The 16009-nt window shown below is 64.6% G+C and carries 15 protein-coding genes; 12 read left to right on the forward strand and 3 right to left on the reverse strand.

Annotation, left to right across the window (positions count from 1 at the left end; all coding sequences use genetic code 11):
- Positions 1-947, forward strand: a 947-nt coding sequence (locus ABFE16_04740; protein ID MEN6344589.1) for a hypothetical protein, incomplete at its 5' end; no start/stop codon positions are given.
- 101 nt (positions 948-1048) lie between these two features.
- Here the strand turns inward: ABFE16_04740 and ABFE16_04745 are convergent.
- The 3 genes from ABFE16_04745 to ABFE16_04755 all read right to left on the reverse strand — a co-directional run bounded on the left by ABFE16_04745 (position 1049) and on the right by ABFE16_04755 (position 3896).
- Complete coding sequence (locus ABFE16_04745) at positions 1049-1576, reverse strand: hypothetical protein (protein ID MEN6344590.1); 528 nt, start codon at positions 1574-1576, stop codon at positions 1049-1051.
- A 70-nt stretch (positions 1577-1646) separates the two neighbouring features.
- Positions 1647-2480 carry a phosphoribosylformylglycinamidine synthase I gene (gene purQ / locus ABFE16_04750; protein MEN6344591.1) on the reverse strand — a complete coding sequence of 278 codons (834 nt, stop codon included), beginning with the start codon at positions 2478-2480 and terminating at the stop codon, positions 1647-1649.
- 138 nt (positions 2481-2618) lie between these two features.
- Complete coding sequence (locus ABFE16_04755; protein ID MEN6344592.1) at positions 2619-3896, reverse strand: asparagine synthetase B; 1278 nt, start codon at positions 3894-3896, stop codon at positions 2619-2621.
- A 208-nt stretch (positions 3897-4104) separates the two neighbouring features.
- On the opposite strand from ABFE16_04755, the gene ABFE16_04760 reads away from it, so the two are divergent.
- From ABFE16_04760 to ABFE16_04810, 11 genes are all read left to right on the forward strand, one after another.
- Entirely contained in the window at positions 4105-4509 is a 405-nt protein-coding gene (locus ABFE16_04760; protein MEN6344593.1) for an Hsp20/alpha crystallin family protein, read from the forward strand.
- 67 nt (positions 4510-4576) lie between these two features.
- The gene (gene lon, locus ABFE16_04765) at positions 4577-6934 is read left to right on the forward strand and encodes an endopeptidase La (protein MEN6344594.1); all 2358 of its coding nucleotides are present in this window, start codon (positions 4577-4579) and stop codon (positions 6932-6934) included.
- A 301-nt stretch (positions 6935-7235) separates the two neighbouring features.
- Entirely contained in the window at positions 7236-7886 is a 651-nt protein-coding gene (locus tag ABFE16_04770) for a DUF1559 domain-containing protein (GenBank protein ID MEN6344595.1), read from the forward strand.
- Between the two features lie 229 nt (positions 7887-8115).
- On the forward strand, positions 8116-8601 hold the full coding sequence (gene rimP, locus ABFE16_04775) for a ribosome maturation factor RimP (GenBank protein MEN6344596.1): 486 nt from the start codon (positions 8116-8118) through the stop codon (positions 8599-8601).
- A 22-nt stretch (positions 8602-8623) separates the two neighbouring features.
- Positions 8624-10036, forward strand: a complete 1413-nt coding sequence (gene nusA, locus ABFE16_04780) for a transcription termination factor NusA (GenBank protein ID MEN6344597.1) — start codon at positions 8624-8626, stop codon at positions 10034-10036.
- Positions 10037-10169: 133 nt separating this feature from the next.
- Positions 10170-12257: a translation initiation factor IF-2 gene (infB, locus tag ABFE16_04785; GenBank protein ID MEN6344598.1), complete on the forward strand. Its 2088-nt coding sequence runs from the start codon at positions 10170-10172 to the stop codon at positions 12255-12257.
- Between the two features lie 73 nt (positions 12258-12330).
- Positions 12331-12618: a DUF503 domain-containing protein gene (locus tag ABFE16_04790; protein ID MEN6344599.1), complete on the forward strand. Its 288-nt coding sequence runs from the start codon at positions 12331-12333 to the stop codon at positions 12616-12618.
- Between the two features lie 55 nt (positions 12619-12673).
- The gene (gene rbfA / locus ABFE16_04795; protein ID MEN6344600.1) at positions 12674-13048 is read left to right on the forward strand and encodes a 30S ribosome-binding factor RbfA; all 375 of its coding nucleotides are present in this window, start codon (positions 12674-12676) and stop codon (positions 13046-13048) included.
- Positions 13041-14048 (forward strand): bifunctional oligoribonuclease/PAP phosphatase NrnA, encoded by a 1008-nt coding sequence (locus ABFE16_04800; protein ID MEN6344601.1) that lies wholly within the window; start codon positions 13041-13043, stop codon positions 14046-14048. The genes rbfA and ABFE16_04800 overlap by 8 nt, the downstream gene beginning before the upstream one ends.
- Complete coding sequence (gene truB, locus ABFE16_04805) at positions 14045-14998, forward strand: tRNA pseudouridine(55) synthase TruB (GenBank protein MEN6344602.1); 954 nt, start codon at positions 14045-14047, stop codon at positions 14996-14998. The genes ABFE16_04800 and truB overlap by 4 nt, the downstream gene beginning before the upstream one ends.
- A gap of 12 nt (positions 14999-15010) precedes the next feature.
- Positions 15011-15982, forward strand: a complete 972-nt coding sequence (locus ABFE16_04810; GenBank protein ID MEN6344603.1) for a riboflavin kinase — start codon at positions 15011-15013, stop codon at positions 15980-15982.
- Positions 15983-16009: the final 27 nt, after the last annotated feature.

Genomic DNA, 16009 nt, shown 5'->3' on the forward strand with positions numbered 1-16009 from the left:
TGCACCCTGAGGTCGCCGGAATCGGCCTGTACGAGTACTGCGACCAGTGGGCCCGCGCAGGAAAGCCGGAGGTGCAGGAGGATACGGACGCACGCGAGTTCTGGGGACTGGTCACGGCGGAGCGAACGCCGAAGCAGACCTATCGAGCTGCCACCGAGATGTTCCGGCTCATCCTGCGGAATGAGGAGCTGATCCTGCGCTGGAAATCACCGGCGAGAGTGCTGGTGAGCCAGCAGGACCTGGACTGGTGGAAGCTGGGGATCGCCGATTCGCAGTACCACGAGCGCATCGCTGCCGAGCTGTATCGCAGCGGGGTGTCCTTCCGGTTCGTGGACTCGGACGGACTGCTGTCTCTCGACCCGCAGACGACTCCGCGCCTGGTGCTGTGTGACAGTATTCTGGGCAGCAATCCGGACGGCAGTGCGGACGCTGTGGGGCGCCTCATCAGCTATGTCGAGAACGGTGGGAATCTGCTGTACATCTCACGGATGCCCTGGCAGCAACTCTACGGGAAGACGGGACTGCCCCCAGAGTTCGTACCCGGTGGCGAGACGACCCCTGTGGCACGAGGTTACGGGCACGGTCAGATCGGCCTCCTTCCGGTGTATGAGGCAGACCCGGGCAAGCTGCGCTACTACCTGCTGGACTACCTGGCGGAGGCGCTGAAGGATCGGCCGGTAGCCTCGGTGGACTACCCAGAGGGCGACGGGCCGGTGTACTGGCGGGTGTTTGAGGACGGCGACGACCGCTGGCTGCTGATGGTCAATGTCGGCGGGAAGCCAATCCAGCGGCTCAAGCTCATCCTGGGGCCGAAGGTGGCCCTGGGGCAGCTCAACCGGACGGAAAGTGACGGTGGAGGCCTTCGCGCCGAAGGCAAGGACGTGGTCTACGACGGGCTGAACGTGTACGCGCTGATCAAGATCCGAGCGCCGAAGGGCGGTTGGTAGACCGGGAGCGGCATCACCAAACACCAAGGATGGAAAAGGGCCCGACGGTACGCCGTCGGGCCCTTCGTGTGTGTGGCTAAGGGTGTGCGTGGATCAGGCGACTACCAGATCTCGCACTCCTGGAAATGCGGGTTCAGCAGGAGGCCCTGATCGCGGGCGGTCGTGACGGCGATCTCGCGGGCAAGCTCCTCGGCACGCGCGCGACTCTCGCAGGCCAGCTCGAGCGTCCACAGGACGCCCTTGACGAGACCGGTAACGCGCTCGCCGTAACCCAGCCGTCCCTGCAGAGCCGAGAGGGCACCTTCGGCCGAACCGTCGGTTGGATCGGTGACGAGAACCTGGACCACGTGACGTCCATCCGACTCGGCGACAGCCTGATGGCTGCCTGCACGGAGCTCGTAGACGTGCTTGTTGGGGTTGACGAAGACGTTCGTCTTCTCGGCCAGCTCCGTAGCCAACTCGATCGCAGCGGCCGAGTCGGGAACGTTGAGTTGTAGCCGGAAGTAGTCTGCACGCTTGAGTGACTTGAGTACCTCGGCGTATCCCATGCGGCGGCGGAGAGCACCGGCAGCGGTGAGAGCTGTGACATCGGGTATCTTGAGGCGAACCAGCAGTTCGACGGACTCCATGGTCAACATCCTCTGGGTGTGAGATGCAGAAACCTGTGCGGATCGAAACAGAAGCGAGACGGCTGCAGGGCTACTGCAGCAGCGCACGCAGAGACTCGAACACAGCGCGGCCAGGACCGGGCTTCAGGGACGCCTCGGCATCGCCGTAGGCCTCAGCCTTGCACTCCGCCCAGGTGCCGCCGAGTTCACCGGGCACCTGTCGCAGGAAGCTGGCCCGCTCGGGGTGCGGCATCATGGCCAGGACATTCCCCTCGGGGTTGCACAGGCCGGCGATGTTGGCGAGGGCACCGTTCGGGTTCACATCGCGGCTCTCGTCGAGCTCGCCTTCGGCGTCGCAGTACTGGAACACGATCTGATCGTTGGCGCGCAGAGTGTCCAGCAGGCCCTCGATCCTGGTCGTGAAGCGCCCTTCGCCGTGGGCGATCGGAACCGGCCAGACAAGACCGGGCTCCATGGCCGAGGTGAGCTTGCAGCGCGACGAGGAATGTCGCAGGTAGAGCCAACGGCAGCAAAAGCCGGCGATGCGTCCCTCAGGGTCATGGAAGTTGGGAGCCAGGGCCATCTCAACCTTGCCGGGCTGGATACCGGGGATGAGGCCGGCCTCGACCAGAACCTGGGCGCCGTTGCAGATGCCCAGGCAGGGCTTGCCTTTGTCCATGACTTCGGAGAAGACGCGCTTGACGATGGGCTCTTTGGCAGCGATGGCTCCGCTGCGGACACGGTCCTGGTAAGAGAACCCGCCGCCGATGATGTAGCCATCGTAATCGGCCAGGATATCGGGATCGCGGTTCCAGCGGAAGACGTCGCAGGCCATACCCGCGACCTCCGCGGCACGCTTGCTCTCCCACTCGCAGTTCGAGCCAGGAAACTGAATCAGGGCAACACGGGGGGCATCCGACGGCATGAGTGGCACTCCTCAAAGCAGGCAATCTTGACGGCTGTTATCATAGCAGGCTCCGGCGCCGGACTCAAGTCCGGGGCGAGGAAGAACCTGCCGGGTGGCCCGACGATGCTTGCGGAGAGTGCAGCAAGGGCCGGGTGATCAGGTCTTCCGCTCCCTGGTCTTGGCGGCTGGGAACAGGACGTTGTTGAGGATCAAACGATAGCCCGGCGAGTGGCGATGCTGCGTGAGGTCGGTAGGCGGCTCGCCCACCACATGGGCGTAATCCTCCGGGTCATGACCCGCCAGGAAGGTGTAAGTGCCCTTCCCGAAGTCGCCGTGGATGTACTTGACCTTGAGGTCGCCGGGGAAGTCGCCCAGCACGATCGCGGTGCTCTTCAGCAGCGACCGGCGGAAAGCCGTCGTCAGCCCCAGGAAATCGGGCACAGCCTTGACGTGGCACTGGTTGAGCATGGTCGCGATCGGGTCCTGCTTGGCAGAGAACTCGAAGAGCTCGAAGGTCTGGCCACGATAGACCAGGTCACCGGGGGCCGGCGGAACGTCGATGTCCGACAGCTCGGGCACGAAGGGGTTCTTGGCGAGGTGGAACCCGCGGAAGGCCAGCGTCGCAGCGTAGTTGAGGTTCGCATCGGCTGCGGGGTCGACGGGCGTGCCGTCGATCTCGGCCGGCACGATGTCTCTGCCCCGAGCCGATAGAGCGATGTCGAGGCTGTCGGGCGCACTGCACATGGCGAACAGGAAGCCTCCGGCGGCGGTCCAGTCGGCAAGGCGCCCGGCGACAGCACCCTTCTCCTCCTGAACCGAGGTGTACCCCAGTTCCTGCGCCACCGCTCGTGAGCTCATCACCATGCGCCGGTACCACGGCTGATTCTGAAAGGTGGAGAAGAACCGTCCGAACTGGCCGGTGAAGTCCTCGTGGTGCAGGTGCAGCCACTCGTAGTCGGCGAGCTTTCCGGCCAGGACCTCCCGGTCCCAGAGCTTGACGTACTCGATCTGGGCGTATTCGAGGGCCAGGCGCACGGCATCGTCCCAGGGCTCGGCATCGGGCGGGACGTAGACGGCGATCTTGGGCGCCTTGGTGAGCTGCACGCGCTCCATGTTGGCGGTGCGGATCGTGGCGTAGATCGACTGACGGGCAGCATCGCCGAGGGGCTCGACGGCGACCCCCATGGTATTGGCGTGATCTCGCACGGCCGGCGAGTCGGGCAGGAGGAAGGAGCCGCCACGATAGTTGAGCAGCCACTCGCACTCGAGGCCACGAGGCTCCTGCAGGCACCAGTAGGTGAGGCCGTAGGCCCGCAGATGGTCGCTCTGTGCAGCGTCCATGGGGACGAGTAGGGACTGCGCCCCGACCGGGAGACACAGCAGCAGGGCGACAGCGAGAGCCCAGAAGGTTCTGAGGCCGAGGTTGATGGGCATGGAGTGCCTCAAGAGTCGGACCGGACCACACGAAGTGAACTAGATGATACACCAGCGGGCGGAGGAAGGGAACGGACAAGAGGTGCGATTGGTGAAGCGGGAACTCCTGGGTTCGGCGAGGTGTTGCTTTATTGGAAGATATGCATTATGCTTTAGCGCATTGCACTAAGGGTTCTTTCTATTTCGAAGGCAACAGTGGGAGTGCGCCATGCCCTCTTACCGACTCACGATGTACAGAGTGACCAACCATACGCCGACCCCCTCCGGCGAGCCGCAGAACCAGTTCGGGCCCCCGACCGATGTGCTCGAGACGGAAGCGGGCTTCGAGATCCGCATGGAGCTTGCCGGGATCGATCCGGCGCAGACCCAGGCAGAAGTGGGCCCCGACAACCGCACGGTCACAGTTACGGGAGTGCGACTGGCCCCGGATTCGGGTCCTGTCCGCCTGCTGAATCTGGAGATCCAGTACGGTCCCTTCACGCGACAGGTATGCCTACCGGTCGAAGTGGAGGGGCAGGGCGCTGAGGCTTCCTACGTGGATGGCTTCCTGGTGATCCGCCTCCCGAAGAAGGAGCGGCCGGTGGAGCGCAGGCGGATCCCGATCGACGACTGAAGGATGAGTGGGCTAGGTGGAATTGTCTGGGGCATGAGGCGCGCGCCCCTTACGGGAGTGGTACCCGATGGTAGACGTTTCGACGAAGGATAGCGGGACGCAGAGCGAACAGACTACGCCGACAGTGGTCCCGGTGCTTCCCCTGCGCGGGATGGTCGCCTTTCCGCAGATGGTGATCCCAATAGCGGTCGTGGAAGAGGCCGACCTGCTGGCGGTTGACCGGGCCGTGTCGGCGGATCGCACGCTGATGCTGGTGGCCGCCAAGGAGGGCGAGGAGGAAGCCGGCCCGGAGACGCTGTACGACCTGGGCACCCTGGCAAGCGTGCAGAAGATGATTCAGATGCCCGATGGGTCGCGCCGCCTGGTACTGCGAGGCATGGGGCGGATGAGAGTGGTCGGCTACGAGGAGACAAAGCCGGTACTTGTGGCCCGGGTGGAGTCGGTGGCCGAAGTCGGGCAGGAGACAGCCGAGACCGAGGCGCTCTTCCACACCGTCCTACGCATCTTCCAGCAGATCGTGCAGTTGTCGCCGTACCTGCCGGAGGAGGCCTACGTCCAGGCGCTCAACGTGGACTCGGCCGCTACCCTCTGTGACCTGGTGGCGGCGGCCCTGCCGCTCAAGGTGGAGGACCAGCAGGCGGTGCTGGCGGAACTGAGCATTGAGGCACGCCTCAAGCTGGTCAGCCGGCAGGCCCAGGAAGTGCTGACGAAGCTTGAGCTCGCCGACCGAGTGGGAACCGATGCCCGGGAGGAGATCGAGAAGAACCAGCGCGAGTACATCCTCCGGGAGCAACTGCGGGCCATCCGCAAGGAGCTTGGCGAGGAGGACGAGGAGCAGAAGGAGGTTGAGCGGCTGCGGGAGCGGCTGACCGAGGCCCAGCTTCCCGAGCAGGCCCAGAAGGCAGCCGACCGCGAACTCGACCGCCTGGCGCAGATGAACCCGGCGGCGGCCGAGTATGGTGTGGTGCGGACGTACCTGGAGTGGATGGCCGACCTTCCCTGGAGCAAATCCAGCGAGGACAAGCTCGACGTGAAGGCCGCCCAGAAGGTGCTCGATGAGGACCACTACGGCCTCGAGGAGATCAAGGACCGGATCGTCGAGTACCTGGCGGTGCGCAAGATCAGGAAAGACGCGAAGGGGCCGATTCTGTGCTTCGTCGGCCCTCCGGGTGTTGGCAAGACCTCGCTGGGACGCAGTGTTGCCCGGGCAACGGGGCGACAGTTCATGCGGATGTCCCTGGGTGGTCTTCATGACGAGGCGGAGATTCGCGGACACCGGCGGACCTATGTTGGGGCCATGCCGGGGCGGATCGTGCGCGCCCTCCGGGATGCCGGCACGAACAACCCGGTGATCATGCTCGACGAGGTAGACAAGGTGGGTCAGGATTACCGGGGCGACCCGACCTCCGCCCTACTGGAGGTGCTGGACCCGGAGCAGAACTTCTCCTTCAGCGACAACTACCTGGAGGTCGCCTTCGACCTGTCGCGGGTACTGTTCATCTGCACCGCGAACGTGCTGCAGACGATTCCGGCGCCGCTCCTGGACCGCATGGAGGTCATCCAACTTGCGGGCTATACGGAGGAGGAGAAACTGCATATCGCCAAGCGGTTCCTTGTCCCCCGCCAGCGGGAGGAGCACGGTCTGAACGCAAAGCAGGTGAGGATCACCGACGCAGCCCTGCGCGGCGTGATCGGCAAGTACACTCGCGAGGCCGGCGTGCGCAATCTGGAGCGCGAGATCGGCACCATCTGCCGGAAGGTCGCGCGGAAGGTAGCCGAAGGAGCCGAGGACCTGCCAACCGTCGGAGTCGATAACCTCGAGGACTTCCTCGGGCGGCAGAAGGTCTTCCCCGAGGCCTGCGAGCGGGTGACCCAGCCCGGCGTCGTGACCGGTCTCGCCTGGACGCAGGTCGGCGGTGAGATTCTGTTCATCGAGGCCACCAAGATGCCGGGTAAGGGGCGGTTCAAGCTCACGGGGCAAGTCGGCGACGTGATGAGCGAATCGGCAGAGGCGGCGCTCAGCTACGTCCGGGCGAACGCAGCCCAACTGGGGATTGAGGAGGACTTCTTTGAGCACTACGATATACACATCCATGTGCCGAGTGGGGCGGTGCCGAAGGACGGTCCCTCGGCCGGTGTGGCGATGGTGACTGCACTGGTGTCCCTGCTGACGAACCGACGCGTGAAGTGCAGTGTGGGGATGACCGGCGAGATCACGCTGCGAGGGCGAGTGTTGCCGATCGGCGGCCTGAAGGAGAAGAGCCTGGCAGCTCGCCGGGCCGGCCTCGACACGATCATCGTCCCCGAGCAGAACAAGGGCGATGTGGAAGAGCTGCGCGATGATCTGGGCAGTGACGTGCACTTCGTCCTGGCCTCGACGATCGACGACGTGCTTGAGGCGGCGCTGGAGCCCGCTCCGCAGTAGCCCAGCACCTCCGGCCGAGAGCCTCGCCTGGGAGAGCGTGTCCAAGGAAATCGGACGACCTGTGACCAAGACGCCGACCTCCTTACTGAGGTCGGCGTTTCGCCTGTGCGGGGTGCGGGTATGAGTCTGGTGTTACGGTTATCCACAACATTTTGCGCAGCAGGGCGAGCCGGCGAAAGGATGGCACGCCCCCGCGTCGAAAGATCACAGGTAGGTCGCTAAGGAGGGGCACTGCAAAGGGCAGAGAGAGGTGCAAGCGCGCCTTCGGCTTCAGTCTGGGGACCCCAAGGAGATGACCGAGATGAGAGGGCACGGAAGGGGCTTTACGCTGATTGAGCTGTTGGTTGTCATCGCCATCATTGCGATCCTGGCGGCGATCTTGTTTCCAGTCTTTGCGCGGGCTCGTGAGAAGGCCCGGCAGACGAGTTGCCTGAGCAACCTCAAGCAGATCGGCCTGGCCAACAACATGTACATGCAAGACTACGACCAGATGTTCCCCTACGCCGCAGATAACGTGACGCTGGACACGCCCACGAGCTTCGTGTTCCGGCTCACCCCCTACATCAAGAACACACAGATCTGGCGCTGCCCCTCGGCCAGTGTGGTGAGCAACATCAACGGCGTGTCCTGCAGCTACTTCGGCAACGGCGTGATCTTCCAGAACTACCCGAACGATGCGCGGCTGTCGAACCCGGCGGGCAGCGTAGTGTTCTGGGAGTTCATTGAGGCTCGGAACACCAGCTATCGGCGCCCCACAAGTTCGGGCACACCGGCGCTGTGGGGCGGCTCCGTCTCGGCAGGACGGTACGGGGCCATGCACAACGGCGGGGGCAACTGCGCCTTTGCGGACGGCCACGCGAAGTGGCTCACCGAGGACAAGCACAGTGCAGGTATCTTCATGCTGACGCCGGATGACCGGGACAACGCGTATACACACTCGATCTCGTGGTGAGGCGGCACCTCATCCCCTGCTTCCTCTCCACTCGCAGGAACGGGGGCGCGGGACGGTCAGACCTCGGCCGAGGGGTGCGTGAAGGGCAAGTCGGCGAAAGGGCTTGCTTTACTGGGGGCTTGTGGATATAATCATATCGTTGTCGTTGTTATCTCAGGGTTGCAACTCCTGGGAGTGGGTGATTTCACCCACTCCCATTTGTTTGGGCGCAGGGGTTTGAGGTTTGCCGATGAAGCGCAAGATCGATCCTGTCAGCGAGAGACTCATGCCGGAGTTCGAGAAGACCCTCGACGCCTTCGGCTATGAACTGGTGCAGATGAAGCTTGGGGGCAGGCCGGGGAACCGGACGCTGACGGTATCCATCGACAAGGCAGGCGGAGTGACGGCCGACGATTGCCGATACGCGGCAAGCCGGCTGTCGGTGTTGCTGGATGCCCTTGACCCAATAGAGGGGCACTATACGCTCGTTGTTTCATCGCCGGGAGTGAACCGGCCGCTGACGAGGGACACCGACTTTGAACGGTTCAGCGGCCAGAAAGCGGCCCTTCGGTGGTCAGCACCGGAGCAAGGGCCTCGGACCGTGCGGGGCATTCTACTCGGGGTGGAGCAGGACAAGGTGCGACTGGATGTCGATGGTACAGAGGTGCTGGTTCCACTGGCAGACATCGAGACCGCCAACATCGTGTACGACTGGGAGCGAGACAATGAGCAATAAGAGCAGGGAGCTGAGTTAATCGATGAACGGCGAGTTTATCGAGGCTCTGGAGCAGATTCAGAAGGCAAAGGGCATCCCCATGGCCTCGCTGAAGGCGACGATCGAGGCCGCCATGCAATCTGCTTACCGCAAGCATTACGGGGTCAGCGAGGAAGTACGGCTGGAGATCGATGAGCAGCGGGGCACGGTGCGGATGTTTGCGCGCAAACCGATCCTGCCCGAGGGCGTCACGGAGCTTGAGGAGGACTCGGCTCCCGTGGCTTCCGGTGCTGTGGTGGAGGGCCAACTGGTCGCCGGTATCCCTGAGGTGGAAACCCAGTACGAAGAGCACGAGATCGATGCCAACGATTTCGGGCGCATCGCGGCTCAGACGGCCAAGCAAGTCATCATGCAGCGCATCCGCGAAGCGGAGCGCGAGATCGTGTACGACGAGTTCAGCCATCGCGTCGGCGAGGCTGTTACGGCGGAAGTGCAGCGCCGCGACCGCAACAACGTGATCGTGCAACTGGGTCGCGTCGAGGCCCTTCTCCCGGCTCACGAGCAGATCCCCGGTGAGCCCTATCGGTTCAACGACCGGGTGAAGATCTATATCCTGGACGTGCGCAAGACCACCAAGAACCCGCAGATCATCGTGTCGCGCACGCATCCGGGCCTCGTCCTACGGCTCTTTGAGCTGGAGGTGCCGGAGGTCTACGATGGCATCGTGCAGATTAAGTCGGTGGCACGCGAACCCGGCGCCCGGTCCAAGGTCGCCGTGCTGTCAAGAGACCCGCAGATCGACCCGGTAGGCGCTTGCGTCGGTCACCGTGGTGCGCGCGTCCAGGCGATTGTGGACGAGCTCCGGGGCGAGAAGATCGACATCGTCCGGTACAATGACACCGTTGAGGAGTACCTGCGCAGCGCCCTGTCGCCAGCGAAGGTGAGTCAGGTCCTGGTCAATGAGCCGGAGCGGTCGGCGGTTGTGATCGCCCCGGATAACCAGCTTTCGCTGGCTATCGGCCGTCGCGGGCAGAACGTGCGCCTGGCGGCTCAGTTGACGGGCTGGCGGATCGACATCCGGAGCGAGACGCAGTGGGCTGAGGCGCCCATCGAGATCCCGGTCACTGCCAAGCCGGCGGCTGCCGCTGTTGGGGCCCCCGCACAGGCTGAGGAAGTCCTGATCCAGGGCGACCGCATCCGCATCTACGAACTGGCGCGGCAACTGGGTGTCGAGAGCAAGGACCTCGTCGAGATCCTGCAGGAAGAGGGCGTGGAGGTAACCAGTCACGCCAGCAGCATCACGGCTCAGCAGGCGAAGACAGTGCGAGACTTGCTGCTGGGTGGCGAGGGGACGCTGGAGGAACTCGAAGCCGGAGCGATCCTAATCGCGGCGAAGCCGGAAGACGAGGCGTCCGAGGACGCTGTACCTTCAGGCGACGACGCATCGACGAAGTAAGGCAAGAACAGACAACGTAACAGGAAGCCGTTCCGTGCGAGACGGGAACGGCAGTAGCGGGGCACGGAGCCAGAAGTCCGTGCAAATGAAGCGGGATTTCCCGCGGAGGTGTCCCCCTTTGGGTAAGGTTCGGGTGTTTTCACTTGCCAAGCGACTAGGTCTTCGGAGCGAGGCCCTCGTCGCTGCGCTGGCGGAGCTCGGGATTCAGAACGTCACTTCGGCAACTGCCATTGAGGATGAGACCGCAGCTGCAGCCACAGAGCTGCTGGCCGAACAGGCCCGGCAGGCTCGGGAGGCTGCTGCACAGGCGGAGAAGGCAGCGGCCACCGCAGCGGCAAAGGTAGCAGAGCCGACACCGGCTGTTGCGGCCGTGACAGAGCTCGAAGCGCCAGGCGCAGCCGAGGAACAGCCTGCGGAGGAGCCCGCTGGCGAGCCAGCACCGGCGTCCGTGGTGACACCGGCGGAGCCGGCAGCGACCAGAGAGGACAAGGAGACGGAGAAGTACTTCCGTCGCCGTGGCCCGTCGCGGCTGGATGAGTCCGACGGTCTGGCCGAGCTGGAGCGACAGCTTGCCGCCCTGGCCGCCCAGGAGGAAGAGGAGCGCGCCCGCAAGGCCAAGCAGGGCGAAGTCGTTCCGCTACCCGAACTGGTGCGCCGCCCGACTGGTGACAGACCCGAAGGCGCGGTCACAGTGCCGCCGGTGGTAACCGTCCTGGGACACGTCGACCACGGGAAGACCACGCTGCTGGACGCCATCCGTAACACCCATGTGGCTGACGGCGAGAGCGGCGGCATCACCCAGCACATTGGCGCGTCTGAAGTAACCGTCGGCGAGAAGCGGATTGTCTTCATCGACACGCCCGGTCACGAGGCCTTTACGGCCATGCGTGCCCGGGGGGCGATGGTGACCGATGTCGCCATCCTGATCGTCGCCGCCGACGACGGCATCATGCCGCAGACGGTTGAAGCGATCAAGCACGTGAAGGCCGCCAAGGTGCCGATCATTGTGGCCGTCAACAAGTGCGACCTCCCCGACGCCAACGTCGATCGTGTCAAGCAGCAGCTCCTTGAGCATGAGCTGGTCCCGGAGGAGTGGGGCGGCGACACGATCGTCGTGCCGGTCTCGGCCGTCAAGAAGGAAGGCCTCGACACACTGCTGGAGATGATCCTCCTGGTGGCCGAGGTGCAGGACTTGTGGTCCGATCCGAAGGCCGATTTTACGGGTATCATCATCGAGAGCAGCGTCGACGCGAGTCAGGGCCCGTTGTGCACCGCCCTGATACGCAATGGGACGATCCGCGTGGGCGATTCGGTGGTCTGTGGCACGACGCACGGACGCGTCCGACGGCTGCGTGACTGGCAGGGCAAGTCGATCAAGGAGATGGGGCCGGGCTCGCCCGTGGAGGTCATCGGTCTGACCGGCGCTCCTGAGCCGGGCGAAGTGATGACACGCGTCAAGACGCCCAAGGAAGCGCGTCAGATCGCCGAGGAACGAGCGCAGACAGAGCACAGGGCCGAACTGGCCGGTCACACCACGGGTGTCTCGCTGCGCAACCTGTATGATGAGAGCAGGAGCGGTCATGCTGCACTCAACATCGTGCTGAAGGGCGACGTCTGGGGCACCGTCCAGGCTCTTGAGGCCAAGCTCCTGCAACTTGACCGCCAACTCGACGAGCTGGACATCAACATCATCAGCACCGGCGTCGGCGACGTGAACGAGTCCGACATCCTGCTGGCCAAGGCCTCCGGCGCTATCGTGTTGGGGTTCAACGCCGGTGCCGATGCTCACATCCGTCAGGCCGGCCAGAACGAGGGCGTCGAGATCCGTCTCTACAGCATCATCTACCAGGCCCTGGAGGACATCCAGAAAGCCCTTCTCGGCTTGCTGGCTCCTGCCTACGAAGATGTCCTGATCGGCCGCGCCGAGGTGCTACAGCTCTTCCGCGTTTCGCGCATCGGCGTCATTGCCGGTTGCCGGATCACCGACGGCCGTGTGGAGCGCGGCGCCGAACTGCGCATCATCCGCAACCGCGAGGAGATCTGGCGTGGTCCATTGCAGGCCCTGCGCCACTTCGATCAGGACGTGCGCAGCCTGGACGCTCCCAACGAGTGCGGCATCTCGACCACTGCCTTCCGCGGCTGGGAGATCGGTGACCAGGCCGAGATCTGGACCCGCGTGCAGGTAGAGCGGACGCTGCCGCTCAAGCAGGAAGTGTCCTAGCTGCCGTACGCGCACTCGTGAAGCGGAGGTCGAGAGCCACAGGTCGCACGGCTCACGGCCCGGGTGTGAAGCGATGGCTGCACGAGTTGGTCTGCTGACAATCTCGCTGTGTGTGACCGAGGCGATGACGCTGAAGGACAAGCGCCAGGTCGTTCGCAGCGTCCTGGACCGGGCTATCGACCGGTTCAATGTGGCGGCCGCCGAAGTCGGCAAGCTGGATAGCGTCCGACGTGCCGAACTCGCCTTCGCCTGTGTGTCCAATGACTTCCAGCATGTGACGCAGATGCTGGAGTCCGTCTTGGCTTTCGTCGAGGGAGAGCCGCGAGCCGTAGTGGAGGACAGCAGCCTGGAGCTGCTCTGAGGACCTGCGGGGCTCGCGTCTCCCCTCCTTCCTGTCGTACCCTAACCTTAACCCTATGCCTACACAACGTCAGCTTCGAGTGAACAATCTGTTGCAGCAGGAGATCGCCTCCATCCTGCGCCGTGAGATCACGGACCCACACCTGGGGTTCGTGACGCTCACCGGTGTCGAGGTGGCGGCGGACCTGCGCCATGCCAGGGTCTTCGTCAGCGTTCTCGGCGACGAGGCGGCGAAGAAGGAGAGCATGTCGGCCCTCATCCGGGCCCGCAACTTCATCCGGGGTCTCCTGGGCGACCGGCTCGATCTGCGCAACATCCCGGAACTGCGGTTCGTGCTGGATGAGACGGCCGAGAAGGCTCAGCGCATGGAGATCCTGCTGAACAAGGTCGCTGAGAACCCCGGTGACGAGGAGGAGGGTGCTGTTGGGTAGCGCGTCTTGTGGCTCCAACGACACCTCCGCCGACCCGGTGAGCCTCCTTGTCCGTGAGTTGCGAGCCTGCTCACGGATTCTGCTTCTGACCCACGAGAACCCCGATGGCGACGGCATCGGGAGCGTCCTGGCCCTGCGACTCGGGCTGGTTGCTCTCGGTAAGGACGTCACCTGTGTTGCCCCTGAGGGGTGTCCCCGCAAGTACCTGTTCCTCCCGGGCGCTGAAACGCTCCTCGCCCAGGCACCTGCCGATTCCTATGATTGCGCCGTGGCCCTGGACTGTGACGGGGAAGGTCGCATGGCCGACCTGAGTGCGTCCTTCCGTTCGGCCCCACTGCGGCTGAGCATCGACCATCACCAGGCGGAGTGCCGTTTCGCAGACCACAACTGGTGCGATGGCCGCCGTCCGGCGACGGGGCTGATGATCTGGGAACTGCTTGGCGCACTCGGAGTCGCCGTCACGCCGGAGATCGCCACCTGCCTGTACACCGCCATCGCGACCGACACCGGTATCTTCCGGTTCCAGAACACCACGGCTGAGGCGCTGCGGGTCGGCGGCGAACTGGTTGCACTCGGAGCAGACGCCAGTGACATCGCCCGTCGCTGCGCCGACCGATTGCCGGCTCCCAAGGCGCGCCTGCTGGGCCGAGCGCTGACTTCGCTGCGGCTGGTGAAGGGAGGCGCGGTTCTGGTCGCGGTCCTCACCGAGGAGGATTTCGATGCCGCCGAGGCACTCCCCGAGCATACCGACGGAGTGATCGATGAGCTCAAGCGCGTCGAGGGCGCACAGGTGATCGTGCTCCTGCGAGAGCAGGCGCCGGAGACCTGGCGAGTGAGCCTGCGGTCGCTGGAGGCGGATGTCGCAGCTATCTGTCGCGAGCACGGTGGAGGCGGCCATCGCCTCGCCGCCGGTTGTGAGATGACCGGCTCGCTGGAGGCTGTCGTCGGGCAGTTGGGTAGCGAGGCCGCTTCCGCGCTGGAGGCGCCGGCCAGCAGATGAACGGCCTCCTGAACGTCCTGAAGCCACCGGGCATGACCTCGCACGATGTGGTCTACTACGTGCGGCACCTGGTTGACGGCAAGGTCGGTCACACCGGGACGCTCGATCCGCTCGCGGCAGGAGTACTGATTGTCACCATCGGCGCGGCGACGAAGCTGACGGACTACTTCGCAGGCTGGGACAAGGCGTACCGCGCCGAGCTGATCCTGGGTCTCGAGACGGACACGCTGGACCTCGAAGGCACCGTCCTGCGACGCGCCGAGGATGTGCAGCTTGGCCGAGAACAGGTCGTCAGGGCGCTTGAGAGCCTCACCGGCATCCTGGAGATGGAGCCACCGATGTTCTCGGCCGTGAAGCACGACGGCCGGAGACTTTATGAACTGGCGCGCGAGGGCAAGCAGGTGGAGCGCAAGCTCCGGACGGTCACGGTGACGCGGTTTGACCTCCTCGAGATGTGGGAGGGAGAGCCCGGCTCATCCCGCTCCGAGTATCCGGAGCAGGGCCTGCCACGGGTGCTGTGCGAGGTGGAGTGCTCCAAGGGGACCTATGTGCGGAGTCTGGCGCAGATGCTCGGAGAGCGTCTGGGCTGCGGTGCATGCCTGGGGTTCCTTCTGCGGACAGTCCAGGGGCCGCATCGGCTTCAGCACTCTCACACCCTCGAGGAAGTGCAGGCGCTTGTGCGCAGAGGCGAGCTCGCGGGTGCTCTGACCCCGATGACGGAGGCACTGCCTCACATGCCCTCGGTGAGCGTCGGAGCGTCCGAGGTGACGAAGGTGCAGCACGGGAATCGTGTGCCCGCACCTCCAGAGCTGGAGCCGGGGACGATGTGCCTGGTGCTGCATGAGGAAGAAGCCGTGTGCCTGGCCGAAGTGACCCATCGGGGCGGGTCACTGTGGCTCCAGCCGAAGCGAGTCTTCATCCCCGAAGGGCGCACCGACCGCGAGGCCTGAACAGGACGACCTATGCGCATTTTCCGTGGGCTCGACGAACCGGACCTGAAGCGTACCGAGCGCGTGCTGGCGGTCGGGGCCTTCGACGGCGTACACCGTGGGCACCAGCGGTTGCTGGCCCATGTCTGCCGCACGGCCGCGGACTACGGCGTCGAATCAAGCATCATGGCCCTGGAGCCGATCCCGGCGCAGGTCTTCCGGTCCGGGGGCTCCCGCAACGTCCGACTCACGCTGGCCGATGAGCGTGAGCGCGAGCTGACCAAGTACTGCGTGGACAGCGCGATCGTCATCGACTTCAACGAGCGGTTCCGCAATCTGTCGGCGCTGGAGTTTGCCCGCGATGTCCTCGTCGGGAGGCTGGGCGTCGTCGCGCTCATTGCCAGCAAGACGCACACCTTTGGACGCCGCGCCGAGGCCGACGTGCGCCGCATTGCCGAACTGGGCATGGACCTGGGTTTTGAGGTGCACGTGCTGCCGCCGATTCTGGTCGGCGGTGTGCAGATCAACAGCACCCAGATCCGCAGGCTGATAGGCGAAGGCGATGTGGTGGGAGCTCGTGACCGCCTGGGGCGGTTCTTCGACCTCGCCGGCGAGGTGGTGCATGGACACGGCATCGGCAAGGGTATCGGCTTCCCGACTGCGAACCTGCGGCCTACTCCGGAGAAGCTTGTTCCCGGCGACGGCGTCTACGCCTGTGCCGCCCGTGTCGAGGCGCCGGGGACCAATCCCGGACCCTGGCTTCCCGCTGCTGTGAATGTTGGCGCAACACCCACCGTCGATGCCTCACGGCGGACACTCGAGGCACACCTGCTGGACGTGGAGGACCTGAACCTCGACGGCAAGTCGGTGCGCCTGGTGTTCCTGCGAAGGCTGCGGGACATCCGCAAGTTCGGCGATGTGCAGGCCCTGGCTGCGCAGATTGGCCGCGACGTAGAACTCGTGCGTGACGAGTACCAGAGAGCGCACGACGAGCTCTGGGACTAGCATCGGCGATCCCCCTCTGCCCTCTCC

It is taken from the genome of Armatimonadia bacterium, assembly GCA_039679385.1.
Classification (GTDB): domain Bacteria; phylum Armatimonadota; class Zipacnadia; order Zipacnadales; family JABUFB01; genus JAJFTQ01.